The organism is Streptomyces sp. NPDC088707, from assembly GCF_044752725.1.
In the GTDB taxonomy this organism is placed as follows: domain Bacteria; phylum Actinomycetota; class Actinomycetes; order Streptomycetales; family Streptomycetaceae; genus Streptomyces.
In genome coordinates this window covers 336,282-351,584 of record NZ_JBIVLV010000003.1, presented here as the reverse complement: position 1 = coordinate 351,584, position 15,303 = coordinate 336,282, and the positions used below count along the sequence as shown (strand labels likewise).

The window sequence follows — 15,303 nt, the reverse complement described above, 5'->3', positions numbered from 1 at the left end:
CGGTCCACAGACTGAGTTCATGAGCACCGACTCCACGTCCGCCACGTCCGCCGTGTCCGCCGCGCCCGCCGTCTCCGCCCCGTCCCCCACGGCCTCGTCCACCGCCTCGTCCACGGCCTCGCCGTCTCCCCGCCCCGAGACCCTCGCCGTCCACCCGCCGCACGTGGAGATCACCGGCAGCAGGCCCCTCGGCGTCCCGCTCCACCAGGGCCATGTCTTCGCCTTCGAGTCCGCCGACGCCCTCGCCACCGCCTTCACCTCCACGGAGGCCTTCCTCTACAGCCGCCACGGCAACCCCACCGTCCGCACCCTGGAGGACGCCGTCGCCCGCCTCGAAGGCGGCACCGCCGGCGTCTCCTTCGCCTCGGGCATGGGCGCGGTGAACGCCGTCCTCCTCGGTCTGCTGGGCAGCGGCGGCCACGTCATCGCGCAGACCTGCCTGTACGGCGGCACGTACGGGGTCCTCACCGACCTCGCCACCCGCTGGGGCGTCGACGTCACGTACGTCTCCGGCACCGACCCGGAGGAGGTCCGGGCGGCGCTGCGGCCCGAGACCCGGCTGCTCTACCTGGAGACCATCGCCAACCCGACCACCCGGGTCTCCGACGTGCCCGCCCTCGCCGCCGTCGCCGCCGAGGCCGGGGTCCCGGTCGCCGTCGACAACACCTTCGCCTCGCCGCTCCTCTTCCGGCCGCTCGACCATGGCGCCGACATCGTCATCCACTCCGCGACCAAGTACCTGTCCGGGCACGCCGACGTCCTCGGCGGGATCGCCGTCTTCAAGGACGCCGGGCTGTACGGGCGGATCCGCCACCACGCGGTCGAGCAGGGCGCGTCCACCGACCCGTTCGCCGCCTGGCTCACCCTGCGCGGCATGCAGACCCTCTCCCTGCGCATGGAGCGCCAGTGCGCGAGCGCCGCCGACCTGGCGGCCCGGCTCGCCGCCCACCCGGCGGTGGCGGCCGTACGCCACCCCGCCCTCGCCGACCACCCGGACCGGGCGATCGCCGCGCGCCTGCTGCCCGCCGGCGGAGGCGGTGTGATCTCGGTGGACCTGGCGGGCGGCCGGGAGGCGGGTCGCACGTTCGTCGAGGCGGTCCGGCTCGCCTCCCTCAGCGTCTCTCTCGGCGATGTGAAGACCCTGGTGATGCACCCGGCCTCCACCTCCCACCACCAGCTCGACGCGACGGCCCTGGAGGCGGCGGGGATCGGCCCCGGCACGGTCAGGATCTCGATCGGCATCGAGCACGTCGAGGACCTGTGGGCGGACCTGGAGCAGGCGCTGGAGCAGGCGCTGAAGACAGCCGTGTAGGAGGCGGTCGCGTCAGTCCTCCCGTTCCCGTTCGGCCATCCGGATCACGCAGACCGCGACCGCGACGAGCAGTGCGGCGTCCGTGTCCTCGCGGACCACGTTCACCGCGTACGTCTCGCGGACGCGGAACCACTGCCGGGAGATGTGGGCCAGGAGTTCACCCTCGTACTCGACGGTGAACTCCCGGTCCAGGATCCGGCCGCTGACATCGAGCTCCGTGCCCTCGACCAGCGTCACCCGGTAGTGGTTGCGCAGCAGCGAGAGCCGTTTGCGGCGGACGGTCGCCAGCGGCCGCTCGTCGCGCTCGATCGTCATGGTGTCCCGCAGGCTGAACATCTTCTGCCGCAGGGTGATCAGGACCTGCCCGTCGGGGTCCTTCAGCTCCAGGGTGTCGCGCAGGCGCATGGCCTTGCCGTCGGCGAGGAAGGCGTGGCGGCCCTGCTCGTCCTCGATCCAGTAGTCGTCGCCGATCGCGAAGATCTTGTCCCGTACGAGATATCTCACCCAGCCATGCCTGCCCGCAGAGCGGTGTCTCTCACCCGGGTCCCACCCGTACGGCACCCTGACGTCAGCGCGTGATCCGGCATTCACACCCGGATGGCAAGCTTGAAGGATGAACGATGCTGCCTCGGCGCCCACCCCCGCGCCCGCACCCCGCAAGCGTGCCCGTGTCCGCGCCCCCGAGCTGATCGGCAGGGGCGGCTGGCTGAACACGGGCGGAGACGATCTGACCCTCGCCGACCTGCGAGGAAAGATCGTCCTGCTCGACTTCTGGACGTTCTGCTGTGTGAACTGCCTGCACGTGCTCGACGAACTGCGTGACCTGGAGGAGAAGCACCGCGACACGCTCGTCATCGTCGGCGTGCACTCGCCGAAGTTCGTGCACGAGGCCGAGCACCAGGCCGTCGTCGACGCCGTCGAGCGGTACGAGGTGCACCACCCCGTCCTCGACGACCCGGAGCTCGCGACCTGGAAGCAGTACGCCGTGCGCGCGTGGCCGACGCTCGTCGTGATCGACCCCGAGGGCTACGTCGTCGCCCAGCACGCCGGTGAGGGGCACGCCAACGCGATCCGGACCCTCGTCGAGGAGCTGGAGGCCGAGCACGAGGCCAAGGGGACGCTCCGGCGCGGCGACGGGCCGTACGTGGCGCCCGAGCCCGTCGCCACCGATCTGCGCTTCCCCGGCAAGGCGATCCTGCTGCCCTCCGGGAACTTCCTGGTCTCCGACACCACCCGGCACCAGCTCGTCGAGCTGGCCGCCGACGGCGAGACCGTCGTACGGCGGATCGGGGAGGGCGTCTTCCGGGAGCCGCAGGGTCTCACGCAGCTCCCCGACGGCACGGTCGTGGTCGCGGACACCGTGAACCACGCCCTGCGCGTCCTCGACCCGGCGACCGGTGCGATCGAGCGGATCGCCGGCACCGGGAAGCAGTGGTGGCAGGGCTCCCCCACCTCCGGGCCCGCCCTGGACGTCGACCTGTCCTCGCCGTGGGACGTCGCCTGGTGGCAGGGCAAGGTGTGGATCGCCATGGCCGGCGTCCACCAGCTGTGGACGTACGACCCGGCCACGAAGACCGTCGAGGTCGCGGCCGGCACCACCAACGAGGGCCTCGTCGACGGGCCCGCCGCCGAGGCCTGGTTCGCCCAGCCCTCCGGGCTGTCCGCCACCGAGGACCGGCTGTGGATCGCCGACTCCGAGACCAGCGCCCTGCGCTGGATCGACACCGACGGCGTGGTCCACACCGCCGTCGGCACCGGACTCTTCGACTTCGGCCACCGCGACGGCGCCGCCGGCCAGGCCCTGCTCCAGCACCCTCTGGGCGTGACCGCCCTCCCCGACGGCTCGGTCGCGGTCTCCGACACGTACAACCACGCCCTGCGCCGCTACGACCCCGCGTCCGGCGAGGTGACGACGCTCGCCACCGACCTGCGCGAGCCCAGCGACGCGGTCCTCGTCGACGGCGACATCGTGGTCGTCGAGTCCGCCCGGCACCGGCTGACCCGGCTGCGGCTGCCCGAGGAGGCCGTCCAGGTCGAGGCCGTCGCCCACCGCACCCGGCGCGAGGCCACCGAGGTCGCCCCGGGCCGCCTCCGGCTCGACGTGGTCTTCCAGGCGCCCAACGGCCAGAAGCTGGACGAGCGGTACGGCCCCTCGACCCGCCTCCTGGTCTCCTCGACCCCGCCGGAGCTGCTCCTCGCGGGCGGGGGCACGGGCACGGACCTGTTCCGGGAGCTCGACCTGAACCCCGAGCTGACCGAGGGCGTCCTGCACGTGTCGGCGATGGCCGCGTCCTGCGACGACGACCCCGCGAACGAGTACCCGGCCTGCCACGTCCACCAGCAGGACTGGGGCGTCCCGGTGAAGATCACGGAGTCGGGCGTGTCCCGGCTGCCGCTGATCCTCGCCGGTATGGACGCGTAGTCAGCGGACGAGACCCTGGTTCCTGGACGGCCGCCCCGCGGCGGCGTCCAGGCACCCGTCGACCCAGGCGGCCGGGTCGTGCACGGCCCGCTCGCCGCCCATGCCCTGCCGCTCCATGAGCACGCACTCCCCGGCGAGCAGCGCCTTCGTCCGCGTGCCGTCCACGTCGTACCCGCGGATCCGGGACGCCATGATGAAGCCGCCCTCGTAGGCGATGTCCGTCCCCCACGGCGGCCGGTCGTTGTACGTGCCGATCAACACCCCCGCCACCGCCGTGGCGACCGCGACGGCGCCCCCGACACCCGCGATGAACCTGCCCCGGGAGGGCCCCTCATGACGATGCATGGGACGACCCTGCCAAGCGGCACCTTTCGCGGATGTTTCGCGGCCGGGGCCGCGGTACTCAGCCCTCCAGGAAGGCGACCAGGGCGTTGGCCAGCAGGTACGGGTCCTCGGCGCCGCAGAGTTCGCGGGCGCTGTGCATGGAGAGGATCGCCACGCCGATGTCGACCGTCTTGATGCCGTGGCGGGCGGCGGTGATCGGGCCGATCGTCGTGCCGCAGGGCATGTCGTTGTTGGAGACGAACGACTGCCACGGCACGCCCGCCTTCTCGCAGGCGGCGGCGAAGACCGCGCGGCCGCTGCCGTCGGTGGCGTACCGCTGGTTGACGTTCACCTTCAGGATCGGGCCGCCGTTGACGCGCGGGTGGTGCGTCGGGTCGTGGCGCTCCGCGTAGTTCGGGTGGACGGCGTGGCCGGTGTCGGAGGAGAGGCAGACGGTGCCGGCGAAGGCCCGGGCGCGGTCCTCGTAGGCGCCGCCGCGCGCGTACACCGAGCGCTCCAGGACGTTGCCGAGGAGCGGGCCCTGGGCGCCGGTGTCGGCTTCGGAGCCGTTCTCCTCGTGGTCGAAGGCGGCGAGGACCGGGATGTACGGGAGGTCGTCGCGGCCCGCGAGGGAGGCGAGTGCGGCGACCGCGGCGTGCACGGACAGCAGGTTGTCCATGCGCGGCCCGGCGAGCAGCTCGCGGTCGCGGCCCAGATAGGCGGGCGCGTCGACGGCGTGCACCATCAGGTCCCAGCCGCTCACGTCCTCGGCGTCGACGCCCGCCTCGGCGGCGACGAAGGAGATCAGGTCGCCCTCGTGGACGTCCCCGATGCCCCAGATCGGCTGCATGTGGCGCTGGCGCTCCAGCTTGAGGCCGTCGTTGACACCCCGGTCGAGGTGGATGGCGAGCTGCGGGACGCGCAGCAGCGGCCGGTCCACGTTGACCAGGTGGTGGCTGCCGTCGCGGAGGGTGAGCCGCCCCGCGAGGCCGAGGTCGCGGTCGAGCCAGGTGTTGAGCAGGGTGCCGCCGTAGATCTCGACCGCGACCTGCCGCCAGCCGTGCGCGCCCATGTCGGGCTGCGGCTTGACGCGCAGGTTGGGGGAGTCGGTGTGGGCGCCGACGATCCGGTACGGGGTGTGGGCGGCGGCGCCGGCCGGCACGTACCAGGCGATGATCGCGCCGCCGCGGATCACGTACTTCCCGCCGCTCGTCGCGTCCCACGCGGCCGTCTCCTCGACCCGGCGGAACCCGGCCTTCTCAAGCCGCTCGGCGGCGCTCGCGACCGCGTGGTACGGCGACGGTGAGGCCGTCAGGAAGGCCATGAGGTCGTCGGTGTGTCCGCGGTCGAAGGGGCCTGCGGCGGGACGGGAGGCTGCGCTGCTCATGGGTTCCACCTTACGCAGGGCCCGGTATACGAATACGGGGCCCCGCAGAACGCTCGCCCCGCGCTGCCGCGTGAGGAGATCCTTCGGTCATGGAATTCCTCTGCTACCACCGGGACCGGGCCGGCTCCCTGTCGCTGCGCCACGCGTTGAACGAGGCCCACCTGGCCTACATGGACCGGTACGCCAAGGAGATGATCGCCCGGGGGCTGACCTTCGGCGAGGACGGCGAGACGCTGAGCGGCAGCGTGCACATCCTCGACCTGCCCGATGCCGGCGCCGCCCGCGCGTTCGCCTTCGACGAGCCCAACTACCAGGCCGGTGCCTACCGGGACGTGATGCTGCGCCGGTGGCGCAACGTCCTCGGGCGCACCATGTGGGACTTCCCCGGCGGCCGGACCGGCGGCGACCGCTTCCTGGTGATCGGCCTCGGCACGGCCGCGGCGACGGCGGAGGCCGTCGACCTGGAGGCGCCGTCGGACTGGGAGGACCGGGAGGATCTGATCCTCTACGGGCCGCTGCTCTCCGACGACGGCGCCACCTGGCTGGGCACGGCGGCGCTGGTCAGGGCGTCGGACCCGGAGGCGGCCCGCGGCGTCCTGCCGACCCCGGACGCGTACGCAGCCGTCGAGGTGCACGACTGGCAGTTCGGCGGCCGGCCCTCGTAAGGGAGTCCGCCCCCTCCGCAAGAAGGAGCCTGCCCGCTCAGGAACCCCGCCCGCGCACAAGGGAACGGCCCGCCCCCCTCCCCGGGGACGGGCCGTGCCTGTGTGAACGGGGGCGCGTCCTAGAACGCGGCCTCGTCCAGGTCCATCAGCGAGCCGTCGACGGCCTCGGCGAGGGCGCGCTCGGCGCTCACGCCCGGCAGGATGTTGGCGGCGAAGAACTTCGCGGCCGCGATCTTGCCCTGGTAGAAGGCGACATCATTGCCGGTCGCACCGGCGGCCAGCTTCTCGGCGGCGACGGCCGCACCGCGCAGCAGCAGGTAGCCGACGACGACGTCGCCGGAGGCCAGCAGCAGGCGGGTGGTGTTGAGGCCGACCTTGTAGATGTTCTTGACGTCCTCGCCGGTGGCGGTGAGGTCGGTGATCATCGTGCCGACGATGCTCTCCAGGTCGACGGCGGCCTTGGCCAGCGCGTCGCGGGCGCCGGCCAGGTCCTCGCCGCCGGTGCCGACCGCGAGGAACTTCTTGATCTCCTCGGACAGCGCGTTCAGGGACGCGCCCTGGTCGCGGACGATCTTGCGGAAGAAGAAGTCCTGGCCCTGGATGGCCGTGGTGCCCTCGTAGAGGGTGTCGATCTTGGCGTCCCGGATGTACTGCTCGATCGGGTACTCCTGCAGGAAGCCGGAGCCGCCGAAGGTCTGGAGCGACTGCGCGAGCTGCTCGTAGCCCTTCTCGGAGCCGTAGCCCTTGACGATCGGGAGCAGCAGGTCGTTCAGGCCGTGCAGCGCCTTGGCGTCCTCGCCGGCCGCTTCCTTGATCGCGATCTCGTCCTGCACGGAGGCCGTGTAGAGGACGAGGGAGCGCATGCCCTCGGCGTACGCCTTCTGCGTCATGAGCGAGCGGCGGACGTCGGGGTGGTGCGTGATGGTGACCTTGGGCGCGGCCTTGTCCATGAAGTTCGCCAGGTCGGTGCCCTGGACGCGCTCCTTGGCGTACTCCAGGGCGTTGAGGTAGCCCGTGGAGAGGGTGGAGATCGCCTTCGTGCCGACCATCATGCGGGCGAACTCGATGATGAGGAACATCTGGCGGATGCCGTCGTGCTTGTCGCCGATCAGCCAGCCCTTGGCGGGGTGCTGGTCGCCGAAGGTCATCTCGCACGTGTTGGAGGCCTTGAGGCCCATCTTGTGCTCGACGTTGGTGGCGTAGACGCCGTTGCGCTCGCCCAGCTCGCCGGTCTCCCAGTCGAACTCGAACTTCGGGACGAGGAAGAGGGAGAGGCCCTTGGTGCCGGGGCCGGCACCCTCGGGGCGGGCGAGGACGTAGTGGAGGATGTTCTCCTCCATGTCGTGCTCACCGGACGTGATGAAGCGCTTCACGCCCTCGATGTGCCAGGAGCCGTCCTCCTGCTGGGTGGCCTTGGTGCGGCCGGCGCCGACGTCCGAGCCCGCGTCGGGCTCGGTGAGGACCATGGTGGAGCCCCAGCGCTTCTCGACGGCGATCTGCGCGACCTTCTTCTGCGCCTCGTTGCCCTCGGTGTAGAGGATGCCGGCGAACGCCGGGCCGGAGGAGTACATCCAGATGGCCGGGTTCGAGCCGAGCAGCAGCTCCGCGTACGCCCAGATCAGGGAGCGCGGGGAGACGGTGCCGCCGATCTCCTCGGGGATGCCCAGACGCCAGTACTCGGACTCCATGAAGGCGTTGTACGACTTCTTGAAGGTGGCCGGCACGGGGGCGGTGTTGGTCTCCGGGTCGAAGACCGGCGGGTTGCGGTCGGCGTCGGCGAAGGACTCCGCGAGCTCGTTCTCGGCGAGGCGGCGGATCTCGTCGAGGATGCTCTTGGCGGTCTCGACGTCCATCTCCTCGAACGGCCCGGAGCCGTACACCTTGTCGCGGCCGAGGACCTCGAAGAGGTTGAACTCGATGTCGCGGAGATTCGACTTGTAGTGCCCCATGGCGACGGCTCCGTTAAGGCTCGGGGAGGCGGATGTCCTGGTACGCGCGTGGCCGTGCTCGTACTACCGGTGAGTAGCCCACGCTTCTCTACGATGATGCTACCCACCGGTAATAAGAGCAACCCCTATCCGGCCATCTGTGACACGAGCCGCAGAAAAAGGGCCCGGGGCATGTGCCCCGGGCCTCCCTCCGCCGTGCGCGCCGTCTCAGTACAGACCCTTCAGGTCCGTCCCCTCGGGGGCGCGGAAGCAGCCGGAGACGACGTTGACGACGATCATGTTCTTCTTCTTCGGGTCCGTGCTGCCGACCCACAGCTCCGCGTTGACGGCGAAGTGCTCCTTCTCGGACTCCGCCGTCAGCTCCAGGCTCCTGGCCTTGCTGCTGTTCGGCCCGTACGAGACGACCTTCCAGCCCTTCGTGGGCAGTGCCTGGTGGAGCCGCTCGAAGCCCTGCTTCAGCTCCTCCTCCGTGGCGTCGTACACCGACCAGGGGTGGCGGATCCTGAAGAGGTGCTCGCGGTCCTCCTTGCAGGTGGAGGCGCCCGCGCCGCCCGGGGTGGTCTGCGCGCCCGGAAGCCCGATCATGTCGAAGACCTGGCTGGAGATCTCCTTGGTGCGCGTCCGCGCCTTCTCGACGTCGAGGGTCGTCGGGGTGTAGCCGAGGTCGTCGGCACCGCCGGTGTCGTTCATGGAGCATCCCGTCGCGAGGGTGGTGAGGCAGAGGAGGAGGGCGGCGAGCGCCGTCCCGCGGACTCTGCTCGGGTGGTTTCCGGTCTTCATCAGTCCTCGTTCACCTCGTCGTACCGTCCGGTCACGACCTTCGCCTGGTTCTTGAGACTCTCGGACTCGGGGGTCCAGTAGTCGCTGTGGCCGCTGGTGTCCACGTCCATCCGGTGCGCGCCGAACAGCTCGTCGGAGGGCACGGTCTGCACGTAGCCGGCGTTGAACGGGACACCGTTCCAGGTCTCGACGCCCCACGTGTAGCCGCCGAGCCCGGCGATCTTGCCGCCCGCCGGCACCACGTCGCTCGTCGCCGCCTCGGACCAGACGTGGTCCTTGCCGACGTCGAGGTCCTCGGCCCTGCCGGTGAGCATGCCGGGACTGCCGACCGCCACGATGTCGTCGGCGGCCAGATCACCCTTGTTGGAGGCGTCGCCGACGACCGTCGAACCGTAGCTGTGGCCGATGATCGTCGTGTGGCTGTTGTCGGGGCCGCCCTGCACCGTCTCCAGACCGTCCATGAACTGGAGCAGCTTGGGGGAGCCGTTGTACGCGAAGTCCTTCTGCATGGCGTCGGGGGCGAGCGACTGCGGAGCGTCGTAGCCGAACCACGTGATCGTGGAGACGTTCTGCCCCGGCGCCATGGCGTGCGACTCGTGCCACAGGTCCGTCATCCGTGAGATGTCGCCGTCGAAGTCCTTCAGGTTCGTCGTCGTGCCCGGCACGTAGACGGCGGTGTGGTCGGCCGTGTCGGGGTTGCCGTTGGCGATGATCGCCCGCCCGATGCCCTCCTTGTCGTAGCCGAGGAGGTACGCCTCCGGCAGGCCCTCCCTGCCGGTGGCGTCGAAGCGGGCCTGGATCGAGTCGCTGCCCTTGAGCTGCTCCTTCAGCCGCTCCTGGTCCTTCTGCCACTGCTTGTACTCGGGGCTGAGGACCGCGGCCGGGTAGCTGCCGTTCGGGTTCGGGATGTACTGGTTCGGCGCGGGCTTGTTCAGGTCCGTCTGGATCTGCGCCCTGGTCTCGGCGAAGACCATGCGGTTGGCGTCGTCGCGGACCGAGGACGGGATGCCGTCCAGGGCGCCGACGGAGGCCGGGTAGAGCGTCGCGTACTCGTCGCGCTGCTCCTGGCTGAGGCCGTTCCACCAGTCGGCGTTCTCCTTGGCGGACTTGCCGTGCGGGATCCTGTCGTCGTCGGCGTACTTCCCGGCGGCCTGCTGGAGGGCCTTGGTGTCGGCGGCGGCGTCGACGAGGTCCTCGGCGCTGACCTCCAGACCGGGATCGGCCTTGAGCCTGCGCAGGGCGGCCGCGTACCTGCTGTCGATCTCGTCGGCCTCGCGCACGGCGTCGCCGATGCGCTCGGCGATGTCCTCGGCCTTGCCCTTGTTCGCGTCGGGGCTGCCGACGCCCTCGTCCCTGCCGGGCGCGAGCGGGACGGGGGCGCCGTGCTCGGCGGTGTTGGTGCCGGGCGAGAGGACGAAGGAATCGGTCGGGTACTCGACCGAGCCGTCGGGCTTCACGGTGAACTTGAGGTTCTCCGCGTCCTCCAGCGCCTGCTTCAACTTCCTCTGCGGGGCCGCCAGTTCGGTGGCGAGGCCGTTGAGCGCCGTACGGATGAGGCCGCACTCGGTGTGCAGGTACTGGTAGTTGCGGGAGAGCTGCTGGACGTCGGCGCCCGCCCTCGTGGCGGTCTCGCCCTTCTGCGTGTCGTGGATCTTGGCGAACATGCCGTTGTCGACACGGTCCTTGTCCGCGTTGGCGCGGGAGCTGACCTTGCCCCAGCCGTCGGCGGCGTCCGAGAACTCGTCGAGCTTCACATCGCGCAGTTGCTGCCAGGTGGGCACGGGCTCAGCCTTCCTTCTGCGCGGGAGCCGGCGCCTCGGACGCGATCTTCCGCTGTGTCGCGGCCTCGCGCTCGCCGAAGTCCCGGCCGGCGCTCTTCAACGCGCCTTCGAGGCGACCGCACTCGTCGCGTACGGCGGTGAGGCGGGCCTTCCAGGTGCCGAGGATCTCAGTGAGGGCGCCCGAGGAGGCGAAGCCGGCGGTGCCGCCGCCGACGCCCTCGTTCGCGGTGTCGAGGTCGGTGAGCGAGGTGGTGGTGGAGCTCCGCAGCTCGCCGGCGGTGTTCCCGGCCTCGTGCCACGGGCCCACGTCGGCCTTCAGGTTCGCGTTGCCGCCGCCACCGCCGGAATCGGGGGCGGGCACGCCGGCGAGGGTCATCGCCGCGGGCTGTCCGGGCTGCCCGGGCGGTGCGGATCCGCCGAACAACTCTTCCCAAGTGGCGTTCAGCGCCATGTTCCACCCCCGTGGTGACCGAAATTGCTCCCGCGAACCTAGCAAGAGGCGGCGTTGCGCACGAAAACGCGTACGGGTGGTGGACGGGGCGGGTGGGCGCGGTGAAGGTGGGGACGCGGAGGGCGGTGGGGCGGGGCCTTGCGCGGACGGTGGGGCGGGATCTTGTACCGGCGGCGGGGCGGGGACGCGGAGGGCGGTGGGGCGGGGACTTCCACGGGCCCGGGGGGCGGGCGCGTGGGTGACCCGTGCCCAGTGCTGCGACCGTCCCCGGGTCGATAGGCTGGCCCCATGTACGGCTACGAGCAGAATCCGGGTGCCCAGCAGCAGTACGCCCCGCCGCAGCAGGGCGGGATGCAGGCCGGCATGCAGGGGGGAATGCAGGGAGGCATGCAGGGCGGGTACGGGCAGCAGCCCCCGCTCTACCCGGAGCCCTCGCCGCCCTCCCTCGCCGACGCGGTCCGCGCCTTCACGACCGGCACGCTCGCGCCGGAGGACTTCCAGCAGATCTTCGCGACCTCGAAGGTCTACTGCCCGCGCGGCGACAACCCCGGCTTCCTGGCCCTGCACAACACCCAGCAGCCGGTCATCCCGATGTTCACCTCGCTCAAGGAGCTGCGGCGGTACGCGGGCAAGGAGTCGAAGTACTTCGTGATCACCGGTGCCGAGGTGATCGACCTGCTGCCGACCGGCTACGGCTTCGTCCTCGACATGGAGGGCGATCACCGGATGGTCTTCGACGCGAAGGCCGTGGAGCAGATGGTCGACTTCGCGATGCGCAGGATGTACGGCTGACGCAGGCTTGTCCCAAGACGTGGGGAGAGCGCCCGGGAGGAATGACTCCCGGGCGTTCCGCGTTATGGGTGGCAAGAAGTTCATCGTTCAACTAAAGTGGACGTACAAGGTCGGAGAAGGCCGCTCTAGGAGGTCCGTCATGCCCGCAGTGACTGTCGAGAACCCGCTCACCCTGCCGCGCGTGGCCGCCCAGGCCGACGCCGCTCCGCGCCCGGTGCTCGCCGTGACCACGGCTCCCTCGGGCTTCGAGGGCGAGGGCTTCCCGGTCCGCCGCGCCTTCGCGGGGATCAACTACCAGTACCTCGACCCGTTCATCATGATGGACCAGATGGGTGAGGTGGAGTACGCGCCCGGCGAGCCCAAGGGCACGCCCTGGCACCCCCACCGGGGCTTCGAGACCGTCACCTACATCATCGACGGGACCTTCGACCACCAGGACTCCCAGGGCGGCGGCGGCACCATCACCAACGGCGACACCCAGTGGATGACGGCCGGCTCCGGCCTCCTCCACATCGAGGCGCCGCCGGAGTCCCTCGTCGTCAGCGGCGGCCTCTTCCACGGCCTCCAGCTGTGGGTGAACCTGCCCGCGAGCGACAAGATGATGGCCCCCCGCTACCAGGACATCCGCGGAGGCCAGGTCCAGCTGCTCACCTCCCCCGACGGCGGCGCGCTGCTCCGCGTCATCGCGGGCGAGCTCGACGGCCACGACGGGCCGGGCATCACCCACACCCCGATCACGATGATCCACGCGACCCTGCGCCCGGGCGCCGAGATCACCCTGCCGTGGCGCGAGGACTTCAACGGCCTCGCGTACGTCATGGCGGGACGCGGCAGCGTGGGCGCGGAGCGGCGCCCGGTCCACACGGGCCAGACCGCCGTCTTCGGAAAGGGCGGCTCGCTGACCGTCCGCGCCGACGAGAAGCAGGACGGGAACACCCCGGACCTGGAGGTCGTGCTCCTCGGCGGGCAGCCGATCCGTGAGCCGATGGCCCACTACGGCCCGTTCGTCATGAACACCCAGGCCGAACTCCGCCAGGCTTTCGAGGACTTCCAGGCGGGCCGGCTCGGCACGATCCCGGCGGTCCACGGCATGGGCGAGTAGGCAGGAACCGCAGGAACCGCAGGAACAGCAGGACTCGGTACGGGGTCGGGCGGCGCGCCCGGCCCCGTACGCGCGCGTGGGTGTCCGTACGGGACGGGCTCCCGACGCGTACGCGCGCGGGGGTCTCCGCAGAGGGCGGCGCACCCCTGACGCCCCGTCACCCGTACGGTCGGTCCGCGCGCGACGACACGCCGGAGAGCGTGGTCCGGTGGTCGGGTGCAGACGTCGTCCCCGCTCCTTCCCGAACCCGCCCGCCGGGCCGCCGCCTGGTGCGTCGTCCTGCTCCTCGCGGCCGGGGTCGCCGCCGTCGGCATCTGGCTGTGCGTCGTCTTCGAGACGGTCGTCACCCCCGTCCTGCTCGCGATCCTCGGTACCGCGCTCCTCGGGCCCCTCTACCGGCGCCTGCTCCGGATGAAGGTCCGGAGGTCGTCCGCCGCCGCGCTCACCGTCGTCGCCGTCCTCGCCGTCGTCGGCGGAGCCACGTACATCGTCGTCGCCGCGCTCATCGAGACCGGCGACCAGATCATCGCCTCGCTCCGGCAGGCCGCCACCGACATCGCCGAGCACCTCGGCCCGGCCGGGACCTCCCTCGACGACCTCGCCGAGAACGCCGAGGGCCTCCTCAAGGAGTTCGGCGGCACGGCCGCGTCGGGCGTGCTCACGGGCCTCAGCGTCGTCGGCGGGATGCTCGCCACCGCCGCCCTCTCCCTGGTCCTGATCTTCTTCTTCCTGCGGGACTCGGACCGGGCCGCAGGCACCCTGCGCACCCTCGTCCCCCGCACCACCGGCGACCTCGTCGAGGCCATGGCGCGCCGGGCGTTCGAGGCCGTCGAGGGCTTCATGCGCGGGACGACCTTCGTCGCCCTCGTCGACGCGGTCCTCATCGGCCTCGGCCTCGTCGTCCTCGACGTGCCCGGCGCGGTGGGGCTCGCCGCGCTCGTCTTCGTCACCGCCTACATCCCCTACCTCGGCGCCTTCCTCTCCGGAGCGATCGCCGTCCTCGTCGCGCTCGCGGACCGGGGCTTCGCCATCGCGCTATGGGTGCTCGGCATCGTCCTGGCCGTCCAGATGATCGAGGGCTACCTGCTCCAGCCGATGGTGCAGAGCCGGACCGTGCAGATGCACCCGGCCGCGGTGATGCTGGCGATCACGGCCGGGGCATCCGTCGCGGGCATCCTGGGCATGCTGCTCGCCGTACCGCTGACCGCCGCGGCGACGGGGATCCTCGGCGAACTGCGCACGAGGTACGGGGCTCCCCGCGAGGCCCCTGACGACCCCGCCGGCCCCGCCCGTAGCGGCTAGGCCGCAACCGCCCGGGCCGGCACCGGCTAGGCCGCAACCGCCCGGACGGCAAGCCGACCGGCCTCAACCGCTAGGCCGGCACCGGTCCGTCCGGCTGGAAGGAGGCCAGGAGCTGTTCCAGGGCCGCCTGGTCGGGGCCCACGAAGGGGTCGGAGTCCGGGACCATCGCGATCGTCTCGATCATCCGGTCCAGCATCCGTACGGCCGGCGGCAGATGCGTGCACAGCACGATCTCCGGGTCCATCTCCCGTATCGGCTCGATCGTCGCCCGGTACTTCTCCGGGTCCACGAGGTGCGCCCAGGGGCTGTCGATCGTCGCCCACATCAGCTGCGCCTGCCGCAGGTCCTCCGGCTTGAGGTCGCTCGCGTGCCCGCTCTCCGCGACCTCCGCGCTCGGCATGGTCCCGCCGAAGCAGTCGGAGCTGAAGCAGAAGCGGGTGCGGTCGTCGTAGAAGCCGACGGTGGCGGGGTTGTCGAAGAGCGGCGGCCGGAAGGCGCGCAGGGCGCGGTCGCCGACGTCCAGGGACTGGCCGGGATTGAGGAAGTACACCCGGTCCATGGGCAGCGGGCGTTCGGTGGTCATCTCGCCGGCCCCGAGGAACGTCGTGATCACCCGCGCGTCCGGGGCGGCGTCGAGGAGGTCGAAGATGCCGCCGGTGTGGTCCCGGTCGGGATGGGTCAGCCAGATCCAGCGCACGTCGGCCGGGTCGACGACCTCGCTGAGGGCCGCGACGAAGTCACGGTCGGGGAGGGAGACGCCGGTGTCGACGACGACGGGCTCGGTGGCGGTGACGACATAGGCGTTGACGGGCAGGTGCCCGATGCCCGGGACTTCGAGGCTGTCGGCCAGCACCGTGGTGTCGCTGCCGACCTTGTGGGTGTCCATGGCATGCTCCGTGGTCCCCCCGGCGAAGGTCCCCCGGCCGCACGGGTCACCCGGACGGCCGTACGCCACCAGTCTGCGCCGCTTACGGGAGCCCCGCACGCCCCGCCTGCGAAAGCGCCGGACACGAGAGCTCCGCCCACGCGGCCCGCG

14 protein-coding genes are annotated in these 15,303 nt (G+C 71.4%); 6 read left to right on the top strand and 8 right to left on the bottom strand.

The window, feature by feature from the left end:
- The first annotated feature begins 19 nt into the window (after positions 1 to 19).
- Positions 20 to 1,312 (top strand): trans-sulfuration enzyme family protein, encoded by a 1,293-nt coding sequence (locus ACIP84_RS12370; RefSeq protein ID WP_401797701.1) that lies wholly within the window; start codon positions 20 to 22, stop codon positions 1,310 to 1,312.
- 12 nt (positions 1,313 to 1,324) lie between these two features.
- Here the strand turns inward: ACIP84_RS12370 and ACIP84_RS12365 are convergent, their stop codons facing one another.
- The gene (locus ACIP84_RS12365; protein WP_401797699.1) at positions 1,325 to 1,816 is read right to left on the bottom strand and encodes an LURP-one-related/scramblase family protein; all 492 of its coding nucleotides are present in this window, start codon (positions 1,814 to 1,816) and stop codon (positions 1,325 to 1,327) included.
- Between the two features lie 109 nt (positions 1,817 to 1,925).
- On the opposite strand from ACIP84_RS12365, the gene ACIP84_RS12360 reads away from it, so the two are divergent.
- Complete coding sequence (locus tag ACIP84_RS12360; protein ID WP_401797697.1) at positions 1,926 to 3,734, top strand: NHL domain-containing thioredoxin family protein; 1,809 nt, start codon at positions 1,926 to 1,928, stop codon at positions 3,732 to 3,734.
- Here the strand turns inward: ACIP84_RS12360 and ACIP84_RS12355 are convergent, their stop codons facing one another.
- Both ACIP84_RS12355 and ACIP84_RS12350 read right to left on the bottom strand, forming a co-directional pair.
- Positions 3,735 to 4,079, bottom strand: coding sequence for a hypothetical protein (locus ACIP84_RS12355; RefSeq protein ID WP_355957030.1), 345 nt, complete (start codon positions 4,077 to 4,079; stop codon positions 3,735 to 3,737). It lies immediately after the preceding gene.
- A 58-nt stretch (positions 4,080 to 4,137) separates the two neighbouring features.
- Positions 4,138 to 5,445, bottom strand: a complete 1,308-nt coding sequence (locus ACIP84_RS12350; protein ID WP_401797695.1) for a M18 family aminopeptidase — start codon at positions 5,443 to 5,445, stop codon at positions 4,138 to 4,140.
- 89 nt (positions 5,446 to 5,534) lie between these two features.
- Here ACIP84_RS12350 and ACIP84_RS12345 point away from each other — a divergent pair, with 89 nt between their 5' ends.
- Entirely contained in the window at positions 5,535 to 6,110 is a 576-nt protein-coding gene (locus ACIP84_RS12345; protein ID WP_401797693.1) for a YciI family protein, read from the top strand.
- A 119-nt stretch (positions 6,111 to 6,229) separates the two neighbouring features.
- On the opposite strand, the gene ACIP84_RS12340 is transcribed toward ACIP84_RS12345, so the two are convergent.
- The 4 genes from ACIP84_RS12340 to ACIP84_RS12325 form a co-directional block, all read right to left on the bottom strand.
- Positions 6,230 to 8,059 carry an acyl-CoA dehydrogenase gene (locus ACIP84_RS12340; RefSeq protein WP_401797691.1) on the bottom strand — a complete coding sequence of 610 codons (1,830 nt, stop codon included), beginning with the start codon at positions 8,057 to 8,059 and terminating at the stop codon, positions 6,230 to 6,232.
- Positions 8,060 to 8,266: 207 nt separating this feature from the next.
- Positions 8,267 to 8,839, bottom strand: coding sequence for a hypothetical protein (locus tag ACIP84_RS12335; protein WP_401797689.1), 573 nt, complete (start codon positions 8,837 to 8,839; stop codon positions 8,267 to 8,269).
- A complete protein-coding gene (locus tag ACIP84_RS12330; protein ID WP_401797687.1) occupies positions 8,839 to 10,620 on the bottom strand; it encodes an alpha/beta hydrolase in 1,782 nt (593 codons plus the stop codon). The genes ACIP84_RS12335 and ACIP84_RS12330 overlap by 1 nt, the downstream gene beginning before the upstream one ends.
- A gap of 4 nt (positions 10,621 to 10,624) precedes the next feature.
- Entirely contained in the window at positions 10,625 to 10,981 is a 357-nt protein-coding gene (locus ACIP84_RS12325) for a hypothetical protein (RefSeq protein WP_356549435.1), read from the bottom strand.
- 378 nt (positions 10,982 to 11,359) lie between these two features.
- On the opposite strand from ACIP84_RS12325, the gene ACIP84_RS12320 reads away from it, so the two are divergent.
- From ACIP84_RS12320 to ACIP84_RS12310, 3 genes are all read left to right on the top strand, one after another.
- Positions 11,360 to 11,863: an SseB family protein gene (locus ACIP84_RS12320; protein ID WP_030321391.1), complete on the top strand. Its 504-nt coding sequence runs from the start codon at positions 11,360 to 11,362 to the stop codon at positions 11,861 to 11,863.
- 139 nt (positions 11,864 to 12,002) lie between these two features.
- Entirely contained in the window at positions 12,003 to 12,965 is a 963-nt protein-coding gene (locus tag ACIP84_RS12315; RefSeq protein ID WP_073908507.1) for a pirin family protein, read from the top strand.
- 216 nt (positions 12,966 to 13,181) lie between these two features.
- The gene (locus ACIP84_RS12310) at positions 13,182 to 14,267 is read left to right on the top strand and encodes an AI-2E family transporter (protein ID WP_401797684.1); all 1,086 of its coding nucleotides are present in this window, start codon (positions 13,182 to 13,184) and stop codon (positions 14,265 to 14,267) included.
- A gap of 70 nt (positions 14,268 to 14,337) precedes the next feature.
- Here ACIP84_RS12310 and ACIP84_RS12305 read toward each other — a convergent pair whose 3' ends face one another.
- A complete protein-coding gene (locus tag ACIP84_RS12305) occupies positions 14,338 to 15,153 on the bottom strand; it encodes an MBL fold metallo-hydrolase (RefSeq protein ID WP_401797683.1) in 816 nt (271 codons plus the stop codon).
- Between the last annotated feature and the right edge of the window lie 150 nt (positions 15,154 to 15,303).